17 protein-coding genes are annotated in these 17504 nt (G+C 38.3%); 16 read left to right on the top strand and 1 reads right to left on the bottom strand.

Features of this window, described 5'->3' with window-relative positions; genetic code table 11:
- Positions 1-12: 12 nt before the first annotated feature.
- From A2536_12355 to A2536_12335, 5 genes are all read left to right on the top strand, one after another.
- Positions 13-432: a hypothetical protein gene (locus tag A2536_12355; GenBank protein ID OGF44415.1), complete on the top strand. Its 420-nt coding sequence runs from the start codon at positions 13-15 to the stop codon at positions 430-432.
- A 266-nt stretch (positions 433-698) separates the two neighbouring features.
- On the top strand, positions 699-3176 hold the full coding sequence (locus A2536_12350) for a leucine--tRNA ligase (GenBank protein ID OGF44414.1): 2478 nt from the start codon (positions 699-701) through the stop codon (positions 3174-3176).
- A complete protein-coding gene (locus A2536_12345; protein ID OGF44413.1) occupies positions 3173-4576 on the top strand; it encodes a hypothetical protein in 1404 nt (467 codons plus the stop codon). Before A2536_12350 ends, A2536_12345 begins: the two co-directional genes overlap by 4 nt.
- A 270-nt stretch (positions 4577-4846) precedes the next feature.
- On the top strand, positions 4847-5356 hold the full coding sequence (locus A2536_12340) for a hypothetical protein (protein ID OGF44412.1): 510 nt from the start codon (positions 4847-4849) through the stop codon (positions 5354-5356).
- Positions 5337-6419, top strand: coding sequence for a DNA polymerase III subunit delta (locus A2536_12335; protein OGF44411.1), 1083 nt, complete (start codon positions 5337-5339; stop codon positions 6417-6419). The genes A2536_12340 and A2536_12335 overlap by 20 nt, the downstream gene beginning before the upstream one ends.
- A gap of 311 nt (positions 6420-6730) precedes the next feature.
- Here the strand turns inward: A2536_12335 and A2536_12330 are convergent, their stop codons facing one another.
- Positions 6731-6991: a hypothetical protein gene (locus A2536_12330; GenBank protein OGF44410.1), complete on the bottom strand. Its 261-nt coding sequence runs from the start codon at positions 6989-6991 to the stop codon at positions 6731-6733.
- 111 nt (positions 6992-7102) lie between these two features.
- Here A2536_12330 and A2536_12325 point away from each other — a divergent pair, with 111 nt between their 5' ends.
- From A2536_12325 to A2536_12275, 11 genes are all read left to right on the top strand, one after another.
- On the top strand, positions 7103-8707 hold the full coding sequence (locus A2536_12325) for a murein biosynthesis integral membrane protein MurJ (GenBank protein OGF44409.1): 1605 nt from the start codon (positions 7103-7105) through the stop codon (positions 8705-8707).
- 131 nt (positions 8708-8838) lie between these two features.
- Positions 8839-10392 carry a hypothetical protein gene (locus tag A2536_12320; protein ID OGF44408.1) on the top strand — a complete coding sequence of 518 codons (1554 nt, stop codon included), beginning with the start codon at positions 8839-8841 and terminating at the stop codon, positions 10390-10392.
- Positions 10379-10849 carry a hypothetical protein gene (locus A2536_12315; protein ID OGF44407.1) on the top strand — a complete coding sequence of 157 codons (471 nt, stop codon included), beginning with the start codon at positions 10379-10381 and terminating at the stop codon, positions 10847-10849. Before A2536_12320 ends, A2536_12315 begins: the two co-directional genes overlap by 14 nt.
- Entirely contained in the window at positions 10846-11244 is a 399-nt protein-coding gene (locus A2536_12310; GenBank protein ID OGF44457.1) for a hypothetical protein, read from the top strand. Before A2536_12315 ends, A2536_12310 begins: the two co-directional genes overlap by 4 nt.
- Before the next feature lie 89 nt (positions 11245-11333).
- Positions 11334-11726 carry a hypothetical protein gene (locus A2536_12305; GenBank protein ID OGF44406.1) on the top strand — a complete coding sequence of 131 codons (393 nt, stop codon included), beginning with the start codon at positions 11334-11336 and terminating at the stop codon, positions 11724-11726.
- A gap of 621 nt (positions 11727-12347) precedes the next feature.
- Complete coding sequence (locus A2536_12300) at positions 12348-13076, top strand: hypothetical protein (protein ID OGF44456.1); 729 nt, start codon at positions 12348-12350, stop codon at positions 13074-13076.
- Entirely contained in the window at positions 13055-13897 is an 843-nt protein-coding gene (locus A2536_12295; GenBank protein OGF44405.1) for a radical SAM protein, read from the top strand. The genes A2536_12300 and A2536_12295 overlap by 22 nt, the downstream gene beginning before the upstream one ends.
- A 55-nt stretch (positions 13898-13952) precedes the next feature.
- Entirely contained in the window at positions 13953-14807 is an 855-nt protein-coding gene (locus tag A2536_12290) for a hypothetical protein (GenBank protein OGF44404.1), read from the top strand.
- Positions 14808-14851: 44 nt separating this feature from the next.
- Positions 14852-15091, top strand: a complete 240-nt coding sequence (locus A2536_12285) for a hypothetical protein (GenBank protein ID OGF44403.1) — start codon at positions 14852-14854, stop codon at positions 15089-15091.
- 33 nt (positions 15092-15124) lie between these two features.
- Positions 15125-16123 carry a cytochrome C biogenesis protein CycH gene (locus A2536_12280; protein ID OGF44402.1) on the top strand — a complete coding sequence of 333 codons (999 nt, stop codon included), beginning with the start codon at positions 15125-15127 and terminating at the stop codon, positions 16121-16123.
- Positions 16124-16319: 196 nt separating this feature from the next.
- Positions 16320-17276: an ADP-glyceromanno-heptose 6-epimerase gene (locus tag A2536_12275; GenBank protein OGF44401.1), complete on the top strand. Its 957-nt coding sequence runs from the start codon at positions 16320-16322 to the stop codon at positions 17274-17276.
- The last annotated feature ends 228 nt before the right edge of the window (positions 17277-17504 follow it).

The raw sequence follows: 17504 nt of genomic DNA, 5'->3' as shown, positions 1-17504 counted from the left end.
AAAGGAATTAAAATGCCAATTTATGAATATAAGTGCGATAAATGCGGTCACTTATTTGAAGTACTGCAAACAAAGAATAAACAGTCGGAAAAATGCGAAAAATGCGGGGCTAAAGCGCCAAAACTTCCTGCCTCCCGCGTAGGTTTTGTCTTTAAGGGATCCGGTTTTTATGTTAATGACTACAAAAAGAGCGGAAGCTCCAGTGGAAGTACGGGAAAAACAGAGGATAGAGGACAGAAGTCGGAGGGCGGTGCAGATGCTCAGAAGGGCGGAGGCTCAGATGCGCAGAAAAGCGGAAGCGGAAGTCAGAAGTCGGAAGCTGTGAAAACGGCAAAAGCTGAAGACAGAAGCCAGGGGTCAGAGGGCGGAAAAAAAGCCGGAGGAACAGAGGCACGGAAAAAACCGAGGGCGGAAGACGGAAAAGGCAGTTGAGCAAATCTTAAATAGATAACCATAAATCTTTGCGAAATCCGCCTGGGCGGAAGGGCGGAGAATCCTGTAGTTTTGCAATCTCTACAAAAGATCCGCCCAATATAACTGGCGGATGTGGAATCATTCTTCAAAAAGGAGTTAAAAAGTGCTAAGTGAAGCTGTAGATATTGAGCAAAGTCAAAATATCAAACCATAAATCTTTGCGAAATCCGCCTAGGCGGAAGAAATGAGAACGGAAAATAAAGCAGCAAAGAAGGAGTCCAAGAGTGATAAGTAATGTGATAGATAAGAAGTGGCAGGCTTACTGGGAAAGTAAAGGGCTTTTTAAAGCAGAGGATTTCTCGGAAAAACAGAAATATTATGTTCTTATGATGTTCCCGTACCCTTCCGGCAGCCGTCTTCATATGGGACATTGTAAAAACTATGTCATAGGAGATGTGGTTTCCAGATATAAGAAAATGCAGGGTTACAACGTCTTGCATCCTATGGGTTGGGACGCTTTCGGGCTTCCTGCGGAAAACGCGGCTATAAAAAATAATGTTCACCCGAAAGAATGGACTTATAAAAATGTTGAAGTTATGAAACAGCAGTTGAAAAAAATCGGTATCTGTTATGACTGGAGTCGTGAGATTGCTACTTGCGCTCCTGATTACTATAAGTGGACTCAATGGCTTTTTCTGAAGTTTTACGAAAAAGGTCTTGCTTACAAGAAAAAGAAAGAAGCTAACTGGTGTCCAAAGTGTCTGACGGTTATGGCAAATGAAGAGGTCGTTGACGGGGTCTGCTGGCGGTGTAAAACGGAAGTTACAAAAAAAGAACTGGATCAATGGTTCTATAAAATAACCGACTATGCGGACAGGCTGCTTGAAGATATTAAAAAACTTAAAGGCTGGCCGGAAAAAGTCAGGATAATGCAGGAAAACTGGATAGGTAAATCTTTTGGTGTGGAAGTGGATTTTAAAATAGAGGGAACAGACGATAAGATATCTGTTTATACTACCAGAGTTGACACAATCTTTGGCGTGACATATCTGGTGATTGCTCCGGAGCATCCGCTTACGCTAAAACTTGTAAAAGGCACAAAATATGAACCTCAGGTTAAAGAGTTTTCCGATAAACTTAAAAAACAATCCGAGATAGCAAGAACCTCTGACCTTACGGAAAAAGAAGGGCTCTTTATAGGCTCTTATGCGATTAATCCGTTTAACGGAGATAGAGTTCCTATATATGCGGTTAATTACGTCATTATGGAATACGGTACGGGTGCGGTAATGGCAGTTCCTGCCCATGATCAGCGCGACTTTGATTTTGCGAAGAAATATAATCTTCCTGTTAAAGTTGTAATTCAGCCGGAAGGCGGGAGTTTGTCCGGGGAAACAATGACGGAAGCGTATGTGAATGACGGGTTCCAGGTTAATTCAGGAGAATTTAACGGAAAGAAAAATACGGAAGCTATTGAGCTGATGGCTGAATTTGTGGAGAAAAATAAAATCGGTAAGAAAGCTATAAAATTTAAATTAAGGGACTGGCTTATCTCCAGACAGCGCTACTGGGGGGCGCCTATTCCCGTTATCTATTGCGATAAGTGCGGAATTGTGCCGGTGCCGGAGAAGGATCTGCCGGTAGAACTTCCTTTTGTCTCAGATTTTAAACCGAAGGGGGGAGCTTCTCCTCTTGCTTCCGTAAAAGAATTTGTAGAAGTTAAATGTCCCGGGTGCGGCGGAGAGGGAAGAAGAGAAACGGATACCATGAATACCTTTATTTGCTCTTCCTGGTATTTCCTCCGTTACTGCGATCCTGAAAATAATGCAGCGGCTTTTGATATTGAAAAGGTGAAGTACTGGATGCCTGTAGATCAGTATGTCGGAGGGGTTGAACATGCAATACTGCACCTGCTGTATTCCAGGTTCTTTACTAAATTTCTCTATGATCTAAAGCTTGTTGACTTTGATGAACCTTTTACTAATTTGTTTACTCAGGGTATGGTCTTGAAGGACGGACAGGTAATGAGTAAATCAAAGGGCAATACGGTTGAGGCTGATCCGCTTATTGAGAAATATGGCGCTGATGTAGTCAGGGGTTTTATACTTTTTGCCGCGCCTCCTGAGAAAGAGCTGGAGTGGAATGATAAAGGCATTGAAGGCCTTCATCGGTTTTTAGGACGTGTTGAAAGATTTGTCGAAACTTCAATACCTGTAATTAAAAAAACAGGACAAATTGAACCAAAACTTTTAAGTAAAGAGCTTAAGGAATTTTATGTCAGTATTAATAAAACCGTAAAAAGAGTAACGGAAGATGTGGAAAAGGATTTTCATTTCAATACGGCTCTGGCAGCTCTTATGGAGTTTACTAACTATCTGTATCTTTTTAAGGTGCCTGAAGGGGAAGAGAAAGCTTTCCCCCCCCTGTTAAAACTGGCGGTTGAAGATCTTGTGCTTCTGCTGGCTCCTTTTACGCCTCATATTACTGAAGAACTCTGGGAGAAACTGGGTTATAAGGAAAGTATATTCCTTCATTCACTTCCAAAGTGCGATCTTGAGTATATCAGCGGGGAAGAGGCGGTAATTGTACTTCAGGTAAACGGGAAATTACGCGGGCGCCTCACCGTCTCCCTGGATATCGAAGATGAAAAAGTAAAAGAGCTTGCACTGAAAGACGAGAAAATTATTGCTTTTCTTTCGGGAAAAACTGTAAAAAAGGTAGTGGTGGTAAAAAATAAACTGGTAAACATAGTGGCAGTATGAATACAAAAGATTTAGTGCAGTTTAAATATAATTTTCTAAATCTCAGATGGCTTATTGTTATCGCCGCTGCTTATATGGCCGTTTTCTCCGCGGCCAATGACGGCTTGCAGCTTGTTAACTATGTTAATATACTCGTTTTGTTTTTTATCCTTTCCAATATTTTTCTCTACTTTATTTCTTTGGAGTATTTCAAGGAAAACAACTTCAGGTATATTATTTTTATAGGCGATATAATCCTTGTTTCCCTTGGGATATATTTTACGAAAAGTGCCGGTACGGATTTCTTTCTTCTTTATTTTTTGGTAATTGTAATAACGGCTCTTGGAAAGGATATTAAAGCAAGTATAATATCGACAATTATCGCTTCTCTTCTTTATTCCTGGCTCCTCATAAATAAAGATGTAAATATTTATGATGTTAATATTTACATGAGAATACCTTTCCTCTTTGTGGTCGGGCTTTTTACGGGTTTTCTTTCTGAAACTGTGAAAAAAGAAGAGACACATGTTAAAGATCTCCGGCTTATTCTGGCTATTACCGAGATAATGAATGAAAATATTGATTATTATATCATGGTGCAGCTTTTAGATCCTCTTTTTGAGAAAATTGATGTGATCTCAGATTGGGAAGTTGCGGTTTATGATAAGAAGGTGAAAAAATTTAAACTATTGCGAGAGGATGACGAATTTTCCGCGAGTGAAATGGATCCGGAGATTGTAGATCTGCTTATTAATCAGGCAAAAATATATATAGGTAAAAGTTTTATCTATTTCCCGCAGGCCAGAGATAAAAAAGTCACAGGGTTTTTGAGAGTTAAACCGAAAAATATGAAAGAATTTTCCGAGCAGGATTATGATCTTTTTATGACTCTGGCCGGAGAATTCGCTCTGGTAATAGAAAGAAACAAATTGTATGAAGAGGTGAAACATCTTGCGGATATGGATCGCCTTACCGGCTTGTATAATTACGGATTTTTCTTGGAACAGTCGGATAATCGGGTTAATCACAAAAAAGATTTTGCGATAATCATGATAGATTTGGATAATTTTAAAACATATAATGATACTTATGGTCATGTTTCCGGTAATACATATTTGAAAAATATTGCGAATTATTTTAAATCTGAATTAAAGGGATGTGTGTTGGCACGTTATGGTGGAGATGAATTTACAGTGCTCAGAGACGGAAAAAATGAGGATATAGGTGCTTTTCTTAAGAACTTCAAAAGCGTAATGGATGCTAAATTTATTGAATATGAAAAGAAAATAAAGGTGACGATGAGTATTGGTTATGCGCTCTTTCCTCAAGATGGTATTACATCTGAAGAGGTTTTATCAAAAGCTGATAAATGCCTGTACAAAGCGAAAAGATCTGGAAAAAACAGGATAGCATACCTGTAGTTAATGCTTAGAGTTTAGAGTCTTGGCAAAAGAAACGGAAAAAGCAAAGTGCCATTATCCCTCTAGTTTATGCTTTGAGGGTCAGATGCTTAGCAAAAGCAAAATGTTTCCATCTGTGATATCTATTAGCGTTTATCTGTGTCATCAGCCCGGAGTTTCGGGCGGGTTTTGCTTGAGTTTTCATCTAAAACAAAGTACAATTAGAAATAAGGATAATATAATGATGTTTACGGATAAGTGCTATTGTAGTTTACTTATCAGGGGGACAATATGAAAAATATTTTTGTTTTGGTTGTAGGGCTTTTGCTTCTATCCGGTTGCGCTTCTATGAAGCCTAATATGGATCCGGGAATAAAAAAGATTAACATTCCGGTGGTCATAAACGGTACTTCACAGTATGGTATAGATACTGAAATGACGGACTTTATCGTAAAGCAATTTCTGATTGATGGCCGGCTTCAAGTAGTTGCCAAAGACCAGTCAGATGCGCTCCTTGAGGGGACTATACGGCTCTATCAACTGCAGCCAATGGCCTATGATGTTAATAATGTAATTATTTCCTATAGGATTAAAATAATCCTGGATGTAAAGTTTACTAATCTAAAAACCGGCAAAGTAATATGGGAGCAGAAAGAAATTGGAGGAATAGGCGGCGGGGCGACCACCTTTACCGTACAGGGGACGAGCATAGAAACTGAGGTTGGTGCCAGGCAGCGGGTTTACAGGTCTCTTGCAGAAGGGATTGTCAACAGGGTCATTTATGGCTGGGAAAGTTACTAAACCCATAGCTCCGGTATATTTTGTTGCCGGCAATGATGAGTTTAATAAAGACAAAAAGGTAAAAGAAATATTAAGAAAGTCTTTACCTGCGGAAAATAAAGATTTGAATTACACAGAAATAGAATGCAAGGGTAAAGCCGGCGGGGAAGAAGATGAAGACGGAGACCCTGCTGAAAGCGAAGAAGAATCCGGCAGCCGCCGGGCAAAGAGTAATTTTGTTTTTGATTTTGATTCGACGATTAAGACCGTGCCTTTTCTTGCAGACAGGCGTGTGGTTGTCCTGCGGGAATTTGAAAAACTTCGAAAAGACCTTAAAGATACTCTTCTGGAATATGTTAAAACTCCGGTAGAATCAACTGTTTTAATATTAGTAAGCAAAGACGTGAAAAAAAGTGATTTTGAAAAAGGGGCTGCTTACAAGAAGATTTCCGCCGCAGCTTCTTCGACAACCTTTACTTATTATCAGCTATATCCTAATCAACTTGGTTCTGAGATAAAAAAGAAATTATCCGAATTGGGAAAGACGATATCCCAGGAGGCCGTGGATATACTTGTCGAGAGAGTAGGAAGTAATATGAGAGACCTTGACTCTGAGATAGAAAAAGTGATACTTTATATCGGTGATAAAAAACATGTAGATGAAGTTGATGTGGAGTTTTTAGTGAGCGGACTTGATGCGAGAAACATATTTGATTTTGTTAATGCCCTGGCAGAAAGAAATCTGGTCAAATCTTTAAAAATAATTGATGATATATTCTATGTCTACGATAAACATGCTGCCGGTCCGATGATAGTCGGGGCTGTATATGGTCATTTTAAGAAAATTTGGACGGCTAAAGTCCTTCTTCGTGCCGGAATTCCTGAAAACTCTATTGCGGGAAAGCTTGGCGTGCATCCTTACTTTATCTCCGGACTTCTTACTCAGGCCCGGTTTTATGATGAAAAACAGTTAAAGACAATATTTTCTGAGCTTGCAAAAACTGATAAAGAAACCAAAAGAAAATCGGGAAAGATGCCTTCACAGGTGATTGAGAGTTTGGTATACAAATTGTTACTAAAATGAAAGTTTCTGGGTTCTTGATACCAGGGGCTAGGTAAAAGCATGCCGGATGTTTAGAAGGTTAGAGGGTCGGATGGTTAGCAAAGGTAAGTGCGAAGTACAAAGTGACAGAAGAATGCAATTATTTTGTCGTTCCGTACTGGGACACGGGATCCAGTATCGATTTACTTTGTTAAATATATACCACTTTAATGTGGAACGTGAGCAACGTGATAACGTGTAACATTCTAACGCGGACATTTATAGCAGATGAATTCTCTGAAATAAAAAAGCCGCCGGCTAAAAACCAGCGGCTTGTAGCTTACAGGCAAAGTTTATTTTCCTTTAAGTGAATTAACGTATCTGGTGTATTTTGAAACTTTCCTTGCTCCTGTATTCTTGGGGAAAATATTTTTCAGTGCCGCCCTTTGAATGTTAGGAATCAAGATTTTGAGTAATTTGGAGGCTTCTTCATGGGTTTTTAAACTGAGAAGCTTTTTTTCTGTAACTCTAAGTTTATGTTTGGTAGACCTGTTAATTAAGGTCATTTTCTTGGTCTTTCTTGCTGCTTCTATTGATGATTTAAGTAATGGCAACGTACACCTCCTGAGATTTACTGCGAAGCGCAGTATAAATACTCAAGTAATATAACAAAAATAAGGCGTAAAAGTCAAGATAAACAAGACAATCAAAGTTTGGATAGGTAAATGACCGAAAAATTGAAAAAAATAGGCAGGAATGCAGCAGTAATGACCCTGGCTACAGGACTAAGCCGTATTCTTGGTCTTGTCAGGGATCAGATAAATGCCGCTTTATTTGGAGCAGGTATTGTCTCTGATGCTTTTTATGTTGCCTATAGAATTCCTAATATGTTCCGTGATCTTCTTGCAGAAGGCGCCTTAAGTTCGGCTTTCGTTCCGGCTTTTACCGATTATATGAATAAAGGAGGGAAGGAGGCAGCCTATAGATTGGCCAACCTTGTTATCAGTATTCTTTGCATATTATTTTCTATTCTTATAATTCTTGCCTGGGTTTTTACTCCGTTTCTTATTAAAGTAATTGCTCCCGGTTTTGCGCTTGAAGGGATAAAACTTGCTATTTTGCTTACCAGAATATTGTTTCCTTTTATTGCTTTTATGGGTTTTGCCACCGTTATAATGGGTATGTTGAATTCCGAAGGACATTTTACCGTCCCGGCCCTTGCTCCGGCAATAGGAAACCTTGTAATGATAATTACCGGTATTGCCTTATGTCCGCTATTTTCAAAACTTCCGGAGACTCAGGTCATTGTCTGGTCTTTTGGCGCGCTTTTTTCCGGGTTAGTTCAGGTCCTTATCCAGCTGCCGATAATATATAAGAAGGGCTTTAAGCTGCGCTATGAACTGGACTTTAAAGATTCCGGAATAAGACAGATGGGCCGCGTAATGGCGCCTGCGATATTTTCGAACTCTATCGGACAGATAAATATTGTCTTTGTTAATACTTTTCTTGCTTCGTTGCTTGGCACCGGGGCTATAACTTACATCTACTACGGGTTCAGGCTGATGCAGCTTCCTATCGGCTTGTTTGGCGTGGCTATTGCCACTGCTTCATTTCCTATGTTCTCCTCTTTTGTAGCCGAGGGGAAGACTGAAGAAGCTAAAGATACGATCTCTTCTTCTCTCCGTCTTTCGTTATTTGTGACTGTTCCGGCAACACTCGGACTTATTGTTCTTAGCTATGGAGTGACTGACCTTTTATTCAGGCATGGTAATTTTACGGCAGAGGCCGCAGAAGCAACGGCAATTGTGACTATTTACTATGCTCTGGGATTATCGCTCTTTTCTCTTAATAAAATTATTACGCCTGCATTTTTTGCGCTAAAAAAATCCAATGTTCCGGTCATTTGCGGAATAGTGGCCATACTTACGAACGGACTATTTAGTATTATTTTAATGGAAAAGATGAACTATGCTGCGCTACCCCTGGCAAATACGATCTCAACTTTGTTGAACTTCTTAATGTTGTACTATTTTCTCAGAAAACAAATGGGGCCTCTTGACGGAAAAAATATCCTTAAAGTCTTTTGGAAAGTTCTCCTTGCTTCGTGTATAATGGCAGTTATAGCGTGGCTTTCTTCGGAGTTCTTAAGCAGTGTTTTAACTCCGGGTTTAACAAAGAGAATAGTTGTCGTACTGGTTCCGATACTTCTGGCGTTACCGGTTTATCTGGGGCTGGCACGGTTTTTAAAAATAGAGGAAGCAAAATTATTCACGGACGCAGTTGCAAGAAGGCTGGGAAAGCACAAACAGCAAGAGAAGCAAGGGCAGTAAGAAAAGCAAGAGAAGAAAGTGAAGTAAGAGCAGTAAAAGAAGTAAAACAAGTTAACAAAGCAAAAATTTGTATCAGTGGAATCCCGTAGTTCTGTAATCGGTGGAATCGCTTTTCGCAGGATGGTAAATAAATGAAAAAGTGTGTTGCTCTTGTAATATTATTACTTGTGCTCGCTCGCGGTATTTTAGGGGCGCAGGAAATATGCGATTTTGCGCTCTTGAACGGCCGGGTGCTTGATCCGGAATCCGGAACTGATGAAGTTAAAAATATCGGAATAAGATGGGGAAAGATTGTATATGCGGGACCGAAGGGTGTTGAAGCAAAACGTTCTCTTGATGTCTCCGGCCTGGTCGTGTGTCCCGGTTTTATTGATTTCCTGTCTTATGATCAAAATAAAACCGGAGAATACTATAAGGCAGCTGATGGCGTTACGACCAATCTTTCCATGCATGGAGCTTCCATGGCTAACTTTCGAAAGCTTTGGGGAAGGACACAGGGGAATCTGTATCTGAATCAGGGGGGTGCGGTAAGCCAGATCCGCCTTCGTTATTCGGTTGGTCTTATGGGAGCTTATGAAAAACCGACATCAGAACAGATAACAGAGATGTGCCGGCTTGCGGATGCGGCTCTCGCAAACGGGGCTTTGGGGCTTAATTTTAGCTTTGAGTATGTTCCGGGGACTACTACTGAAGAGGCCTTAGAACTTGCAAAAGTTGTAAAAAGGTACGGAGCCATCTGTACGGCGCACCTTAGATATTCCACGATGTATGAAAAAAAGACAAATATAGATGCTATCTTTGAAGCCATAGATATAGTAAGAAAAACGGGTGTTTCTTTCCAAATAGATCATTTTAACAGTACCGGCGGTACCTTCTCCATGAACACCTCTCTGGACCTCATAAAAAAGGCGAATGAAGAAGGTCTTGATATTACTCTGGACATGTACCCTTATAATTCCTGGGCAACCTATCTTGCTTCTGCGAGGTTTGACGGTGACTGGCAAAAAAGGTTCAATATCACTTATAAGGACCTTCAGGTGGCTAATACTTCTGAACGTCTGACTGAAGAGAAATATAAAGCAATAAGAAAAATGAAACGTCCGGCCAACAATCCCCTGACGGTAGCTTATGCTATTCCGGAAACTGATATTGTTGCCGCTCTTAAATTTCCAGGGATGATGATAGGAAGCGACACAATAATAGAAATTGAAAAGAATAACCATCCCCGCGGTGCCGGCTGCTACGCCCGGCTGTTTCAAAAATATGTAAGGGAAGAAAAGATTATTACTCTGATGGAAGCTGTAAGGATGTGTTCTTATTATCCCGCAAAGCGTCTTGAAAAGATATCTTCGGCTATGAAAAACAAAGGGAGAATAAAAACCGGAGCGGATGCTGACTTACTTGTGTTTGATCCGGATAAAATAGTGGAGAAAGCCACTGTGGAAAATCCGGCGCAGTACTCGGAAGGTTTTGATATTGTTATGGTAAATGGGGAGATTGTAAAAGATAAAGATGGTATAAGAAAAGGAATATTTCCGGGAAAACCCATAAAAAGAGATATTTACCCGTACACTCCTCCAAAACCGGTCCCGCCTGCGCTTTTTGTAACACAGGAAAAGACAGCGGCTACTTCAGAAGCGCTTACAGTTCCGCTCTTAGAGCAAAAGACAGATGTTACAAAATGAGTTTGTCGTTAAAGTTAAACCCGGCTGGATTAAATTAACCTATTCAGCCCTGGGCGTTAAAGAAATATCTTTTCCGGTAAAAAGTAAACCTGTTATTGTTTCGCAAAACCCGCCTCTATTTATGAAAAAACTTGGAAAAGAATTGAAAGCGTATTTTTGCGGAAAAAAACAGGGTTTCTCCCCGCCTTTTGATTTTAAATGCTTTACCCTGTTTCAAACAAAGGTTTGGAAGAGTACAAAGAAGATTCCCTACGGCGAAACCAGGCCGTATTTCTGGATTGCAAAAAAAATAGGAAAATCCGGCTCTGCCCGCGCAGTAGGAAATGCCCTTGGAAAAAATCCCTGCCCTATTGTAATTCCCTGCCACCGTGTAATAAAAAGCGACGGGACCCCGGGCGGCTTCTCCGGAGGAAGGAATTGGAAGAAAAAATTGTTGCATCTGGAACGTCTAAAATGACTGAAAAATCCACAGCAACAGGTTTGATTATATTGGTCAGTATTGCAGTCATTGTACTATTTTATTTTGCTCCGGGAGAAGGCGGAATATATCCGCCCTGTCCGACTCATTATCTGACAAATTTCTCCTGTCCCGGTTGCGGTTCTTTAAGAGCTCTGCATAACCTACTTCATGGAAATATAAAAGAAGCCTTCTTTTTCAATCCGTTAATGGTGATGGTTCTTCCCTTTTTAACCGTCTGGTTCCTTCTATATGTACTAAAGTCAATTTTTGCGGTAAAACTACCGGAAGTTAAGTTAAAACCAGCTATTTGGTGGCTGATAATTTCTGGTATAATACTATTTATGATACTAAGAAATTTATCTTTTTACCCGTTTACGTTGTTTAAGTCGTAACAGGCTGTTGAAAACACCTGTCATTCCGGGCTTAGACCCGGAATCCAGTGTCGTGTGACGGAAAGATAAAGCATTATAGAAGGAGTTTTATGATAAAATGCAAAGCGTGCGGTAAAGACAACAATGACAACCTCTGGAAATGCGAGGCTTGTAATTTCCCTCTGCATGACGACGAACGAAGACCCCGAGTAGAGAAACCAAAACCAAAAAATTATATGATCATCTCTATTCTGCTTATTCTTTCCTGCATTCCCACGGCCATTGTCTCTTTTATTTACGGTCTGAAAGTAAACTCCAGTTTTCTCGAGGGAAAATACGACGAGGCAGAAACTTACACCCAAAAAGCCAAACTCTGGGTCTGGATCTCCGTTATTCTCGGAATAATCGTTACCGTATTGTTCATGCTGTTCGTTGTAACTCCCGTATATAACCAAATGGGCCCGCTTGTAGACAAAGAGATGCAAAAACTGTTAAGAGAGTAGTCGACTAAAACAATATAATTTCCCTTTTTGTCATCCTCAACTAGATTGGGGATCCAGCGTCTGTAAGTTTCACTTTTCTGTGCAGATTTACCTGTTAATAAAAATGCCATTGAGCAGATATGTTAATACACCTTCCTGTTTCCGATTGAATCCTGATTGAATCTATTGAAAAAGCTTGAAGAAAAGTATAAAATGAATTTGACAAGGGTGAAACGGTGTATTCAAAATTGCTTTTCTCATGTCTGACGTCTGGGGGAAGATAAGAATATGGGAAAGATTCAAACTGTTTTATGGGAAATTGAGCCACATACAGAAATTAAACACGAAATATTACGACGTTATCTTGCAGCGTGGGTACCTATCTTATCAAAATTTGGGGATCGAATATTATATGTTGATGGCTTTTCTGGACCTGGGGAATATATTGGGGGAAAAGATGGTTCGCCTATAATAGCTATTAAAACTATATGCGAACACAAAACACCTATAAAATCTGAAGTAGTAATGCTATTTATTGAAGCTGATAAAAGCAGATATGATTATTTAAAACAAAAGGTTTCCGGAATAACTAAACCAGTAAATGTTAAGTGTGATTGTGTTTATGGGGAATTTTCTCGTGTTATGGGTTCAATACTTGAAAACCTTGAAAAACAAGGAAGATTACTTGCTCCTTCATTTGTATTTATAGATCCTTTTGGTTTTACAGGAATACCAATGAGTCTCATAAAAAATATTGTGACTAATAAAAGATGTGAAGTATTTATTAATTTTATGATAGAAGAACTAAATAGATTCTTAGTTCTACCTCAAAATGAAGCTGCAATAACTGAGACTTTTGGTTCTGACGATTGGAAAAAGTTTAAAGATGTACCCAATAGGGAAAGCATGCTAATTGCTCATTATAGAGACCAATTAGAAAAATATGCTGGAATTAAGTATGTAAGAACGTTTACAATAGTTAATAGGCATAATAAAAGTGATTACTATTTGGTTTTTGGTACAAACAGTGAAACTGGTTTATCGAAAATGAAGGATGCAATGTGGAAAGTTGATCCAAGCGGTTCTTTTCGATTTTCAGATGCGACTTATAATTCCTCTCAGCCTTTGTTGTTTGAGGATATTCCAGATTTTAATAGACTCAATAAAAGTATTATAGAGAAATATAAAGGGCTAGAAGTTTTAGTTGATGATCTCGAATCTTTTGTAAACATAGAAACATCTTTCAGAAAAGAACATTTAAGAACGGTCTTAAAGAAAATGGAAAAAGCAACTCCTTTAGAATTAATCGTTTTATCCTCAAGAAAGAAGAAATATACGTATCCAAGTGGATGCAAGGTGAAAATAAATTGAAAACGATAACTCGTAAAACATTGCTTTATCAGACAGGAGTGGAATACTCCGACTACTGCTTAAATCATGTACAGGGATGTTCTCACGGCTGTAAGTATCCTTGCTATGCTTTTATGATGAAAAAGAGATGCGGCGTGGTAAAAACTTATGAAGAGTGGCTTGAGCCAAAAATTGTAGAGAATGCTCTGGAATTGCTGGATGCAGAGATACCCCGGTATAAAAATAAGATTAATTATGTGCATATGTGCTTTTCAACAGATCCGTTTATGTACGAGCAAGATCCGGTTTCCGAGTTGAGTATCCAGATAATTGACAAACTAAACCAAGCTGAAAAACCATGTAGTACTCTTACGAAAGGTCTTTATCCGCGGGAGTTGGCAAAAAGAAACGGGAAAAGCAAAAACAATAGATATGGGATTACTTTGGTTTCACTGGATGAGAACTTCAGAAAGAAATATGAACCAAACACATCTGCTTTTAAAGACAGGATCAAATCACTCAAGTATCTTCACGATAACGGTCTAAAGACCTGGGTGAGTATGGAGCCGTATCCTACTCCAAATTTTATTGAACAGAATCTTAAAGAGATTCTTGAAGCTGTCGATTTTGTCGATCAAATCGTCTTCGGAAAACTGAATTATAATGCCGAAGTATCAGTTTTCAAATACCATAAGGAATACTACAATTCCCTAGCCGATTATTTCGTCGGATTCTGTAAAAAAAATGATATTAAATATTATGTAAAAGAAGGCACCGTAACTTCAAAAGTAAAATATATTGATGACAAGGTGCATCGTGAGCTTTGCACCTCGAAAATATAGAATAATTCAGTGAAACTGTTGAAAAACTATGAAGAGCTTAGTTGGAGGCAAGGATATGATAACTTTTATTAAGCTTATTTTGTATAGCCTATTGATTTTTGTTGTTACGTCAATTGTTAATGTTTTGATTGTTATTTTATTAACTCAAATATTCCCAGGTTACATGGCTCATCATATAAGTTTGACATATGAACGGAACATTGGTGAGTTAATAGCAAGGATGGTAGGTTTTACTGGTATACCAATGGATAAAATATTGATTTTAATGGGAATTAGACCATATGGCGAAATTATATATGGTATATTTTGTATTTTTTATCTATTGATGGCATATCTTATATTTATTTGGCAAAAAGGAAAGCATAAAAGAAAAATTATTCAAGTATTTGTTTGTGTTTTTATAGTTTATGTAAGTATTGAATCTTTTTACTACATCCGGGATTGGAACAAATTTTTAAAAAATAAGGCCGAAATAATTAAAGTTTCTCAAATAACTACAAAAAATATTTATGATGATATAGTGAAAATTCAAAAAAGTTATCCTGAATTGGTTGGATTCAAAGATAACGCAAGCTTTTTAAACAACGGGAATGTATATTCAGAATTAAAATTTGAAAATAATGTTGGCCCAATAAGTGAAGAGAATCCGGGAGGAGTTTTAAATACTCCTCAAAGTTGTTTTTTTAGGGTATATATTAAGTGTTCTCCTGAATGGTTTAAACATAAGGTGCTTCCTTCTGGTCACGAACGGCTATATCATATAGATTATCTGGGTAATAATTGTATTTATATCGAGACGGTAATTAATGTTTCTTCGGATAAATTTTCAGAGAAACTCTGGCAAATAGTATGGACTAATTTGAGTGCATTGCATAAAATTGATCAATCAAAAACGTTTGTTTGTAACTAAACAAGTAGTTCTCTAAATCGGGGTAGATTCAGAATCTATTCTTATTGAAAGATCAGTGTTCTAATGCAATAATATTTACAAGGATAGTTTCTTTCAGTGGCATCGTTTTAAAAAAAGGACGTAAAAAAATGAAAGTTATTGTTACCGGGGCGGCGGGGTTTATCGGGAGTTGTATCATTCGAAAGCTGAATGATGAAGGGATTAATAATATCCTGGTGGTGGTGGATCAGTCGGATAATCCTATGAAATGGAAGAATCTGGCAGGGAAGAGGATTGATGACTAAGTAGAGGACTATTACTGTTTTGGAGGATGAATAATGCTGCAGAGAATAAATAATAAAATAGAAGAAATGCCAAAAGGACAGGTTGTTCTTTATAAAAACAGGCTTGAAGTTAAGTTAGAAAAAGAAACAGTATGGTTAAGCCTTAATCAGGTGGCAGAATTATTTGAAAGAGATAAATCTGTAATTTCTCGCCATTTGCAGTGTGTTTTCAAGGAAAAAGAGCTCCGCAGATATTCAACTGTTGCAAAATATGCAACAGTTAAAAATGAGGGCGGGCGTTTAATTGAAAGGAATATTGAATACTATAATCTTGATGCAATAATTTCTGTGGGTTATAGGGTTAATTCCAAAAGGGGAACACAATTCCGTATTTGGGCAACAAACGTCTTAAAAAAGCACCTTGTAAATGGATATACGATTAATGAAAAAAGGCTTCGTTTATCAGAGCATAAATATTGTGAACTACAGAATTCAATAAGGCTTTTAGGAAATATTATTAGCATTGAAAAGGTTTCCGATGAAACTAAAGGACTTATTAGAGTAATAACTGAGTATTCGCGCGCTCTTGATATACTGGATGATTACGACAATCAAAAACTTGCTGTCCCGAAAGGAACAAAACAAGAACGGTATAAAATTACTTATGAGGAAGCCGGTAAAATTATCAGCATGGTGAAAAAAAAATATGTAGATTCAAAGTTGTTTGGGCAGGAGAAAGATGGTAGTTTTAAGAGCTCAATAGGGGCTGTTTATCAGACGTTTGGAGGGGAAGATGTTTATCCAACGGTAGAAGAAAAAGCTGCGAATCTTTTATATTTTATAACCAAAAATCATAGTTTTGTAGATGGAAATAAACGAATTGCAGCAACTCTTTTTGTTTGTTTTTTACAGAATAATAATGTTTTATTAAGGAAAGATGGTAGTAGGTGTATAGAAGATAATACGCTTGTTGCCTTGACTTTATTGATTGCTGCCAGTAAATCACAGGAAAAAGAAAATATGATTAAAGTTATATTGAACTTATTGGTATAATATTAGTCAATTTCTATTATTATTGAAAAATATATGTTCTAATGCAATAATATTTATAGCATAGCTTTTATCAGTGTCCACCTACGGTGAGATCTCGCCTTAGGCGGAGAATCCGGTAGTTTTGTAATTTCTACAAAAGATCCGACCAACATAACTGGCGGAAGTGGAATAGTTTTTAAAAAAAGGACGTAAAAAAATGAAAGTTATTGTTACCGGGGCGGCGGGGTTTATTGGGAGCTGTATTGTCAGGAAGCTGAATGATGAAGGGATAAAGCACATCCTTGCTGTGGACCAGTCGGATAATCCTGTGAAATGGGACAATCTGAAAGGGAAGGTGCTGGACGGGTATGTGGATAAGGATGAACTCCTCAAAGAACTTCCTAAATTCAAACCGAATGCGATAATCCACATGGGGGCTTGCTCCTCCACGATGCAGATGGATACGAAATTTCTGAAAAAGAATAACTTTGAATACTCCAAAGCTCTTGCAGAGTACTCTTTAAAAAATAAAGTTTCCTTTCTCTATGCTTCATCTGCGGCTACTTATGGTAACGGAAATCAGGGATACAGCGATGAAGATAAAAGCACTCTCATCCAGAAACCTCTTAATCCTTACGGCAGATCGAAACAGATGTTCGACCTCTGGCTAATAAAAAACAAACTCCAGAATAAAGTTACCGGTTTCAAGTTCTTCAACGTCTTCGGTCCGAATGAGTACCATAAAGAAGAGATGATGAGTTTGATCTGCAAAGCTTTCGACGGAGTTGCGGCGGGAAAACCTATGTGTCTTTTTAAATCCTACAAAAAAGGTTACGCCGACGGCGAACAGAAGAGGGATTTTATCTACGTGAAGGATGCAGTGGATATTGTTTACTACTTCCTGACACATCCAAAGAAGAGAGGTATCTTTAATGTCGGCACGGGCAAAGCAAGGAGTTGGAACGATGTGGCCAAGGCCCTTTTTGCATCCGTCAAAAAGAAACCAAAAATAGAATATATAGAAATGCCTGTGATCATCCGTGACAAGTACCAGTATTTCACCGAAGCCGATATGACAAAACTCCGCCATGCCGGCTGTAAACACGAATGCATGACCCTGGAAGCCGCAGTGAAAGACTATGCTAAGTATTTAAAGAATAAGAGTTACTGGTGAGACAAAAAACAATTACTAAGGATTAAGCACTAATAACTAAACAATGACTAAGGTTAAATCACTAAGCACTAAACATAATGAAGTTTATAATATAAATACAAAGATTTTGTTTAAGAATTATAATTAGGTGATATTTAGTGATTGTTTAGTTCTTAGAATTTAGTAATTCAGACTGTGTCGCAATTATTTCTAGAAACACCGTTCTTTGACAACTGGAACCAAGAAGCG

This window comes from Candidatus Firestonebacteria bacterium RIFOXYD2_FULL_39_29 (genome assembly GCA_001778375.1).
In the GTDB taxonomy this organism is placed as follows: domain Bacteria; phylum Oederibacteriota; class D2-FULL-39-29; order D2-FULL-39-29; family D2-FULL-39-29; genus D2-FULL-39-29.
This window is presented reverse-complemented; position numbering and strand designations above follow the sequence as displayed.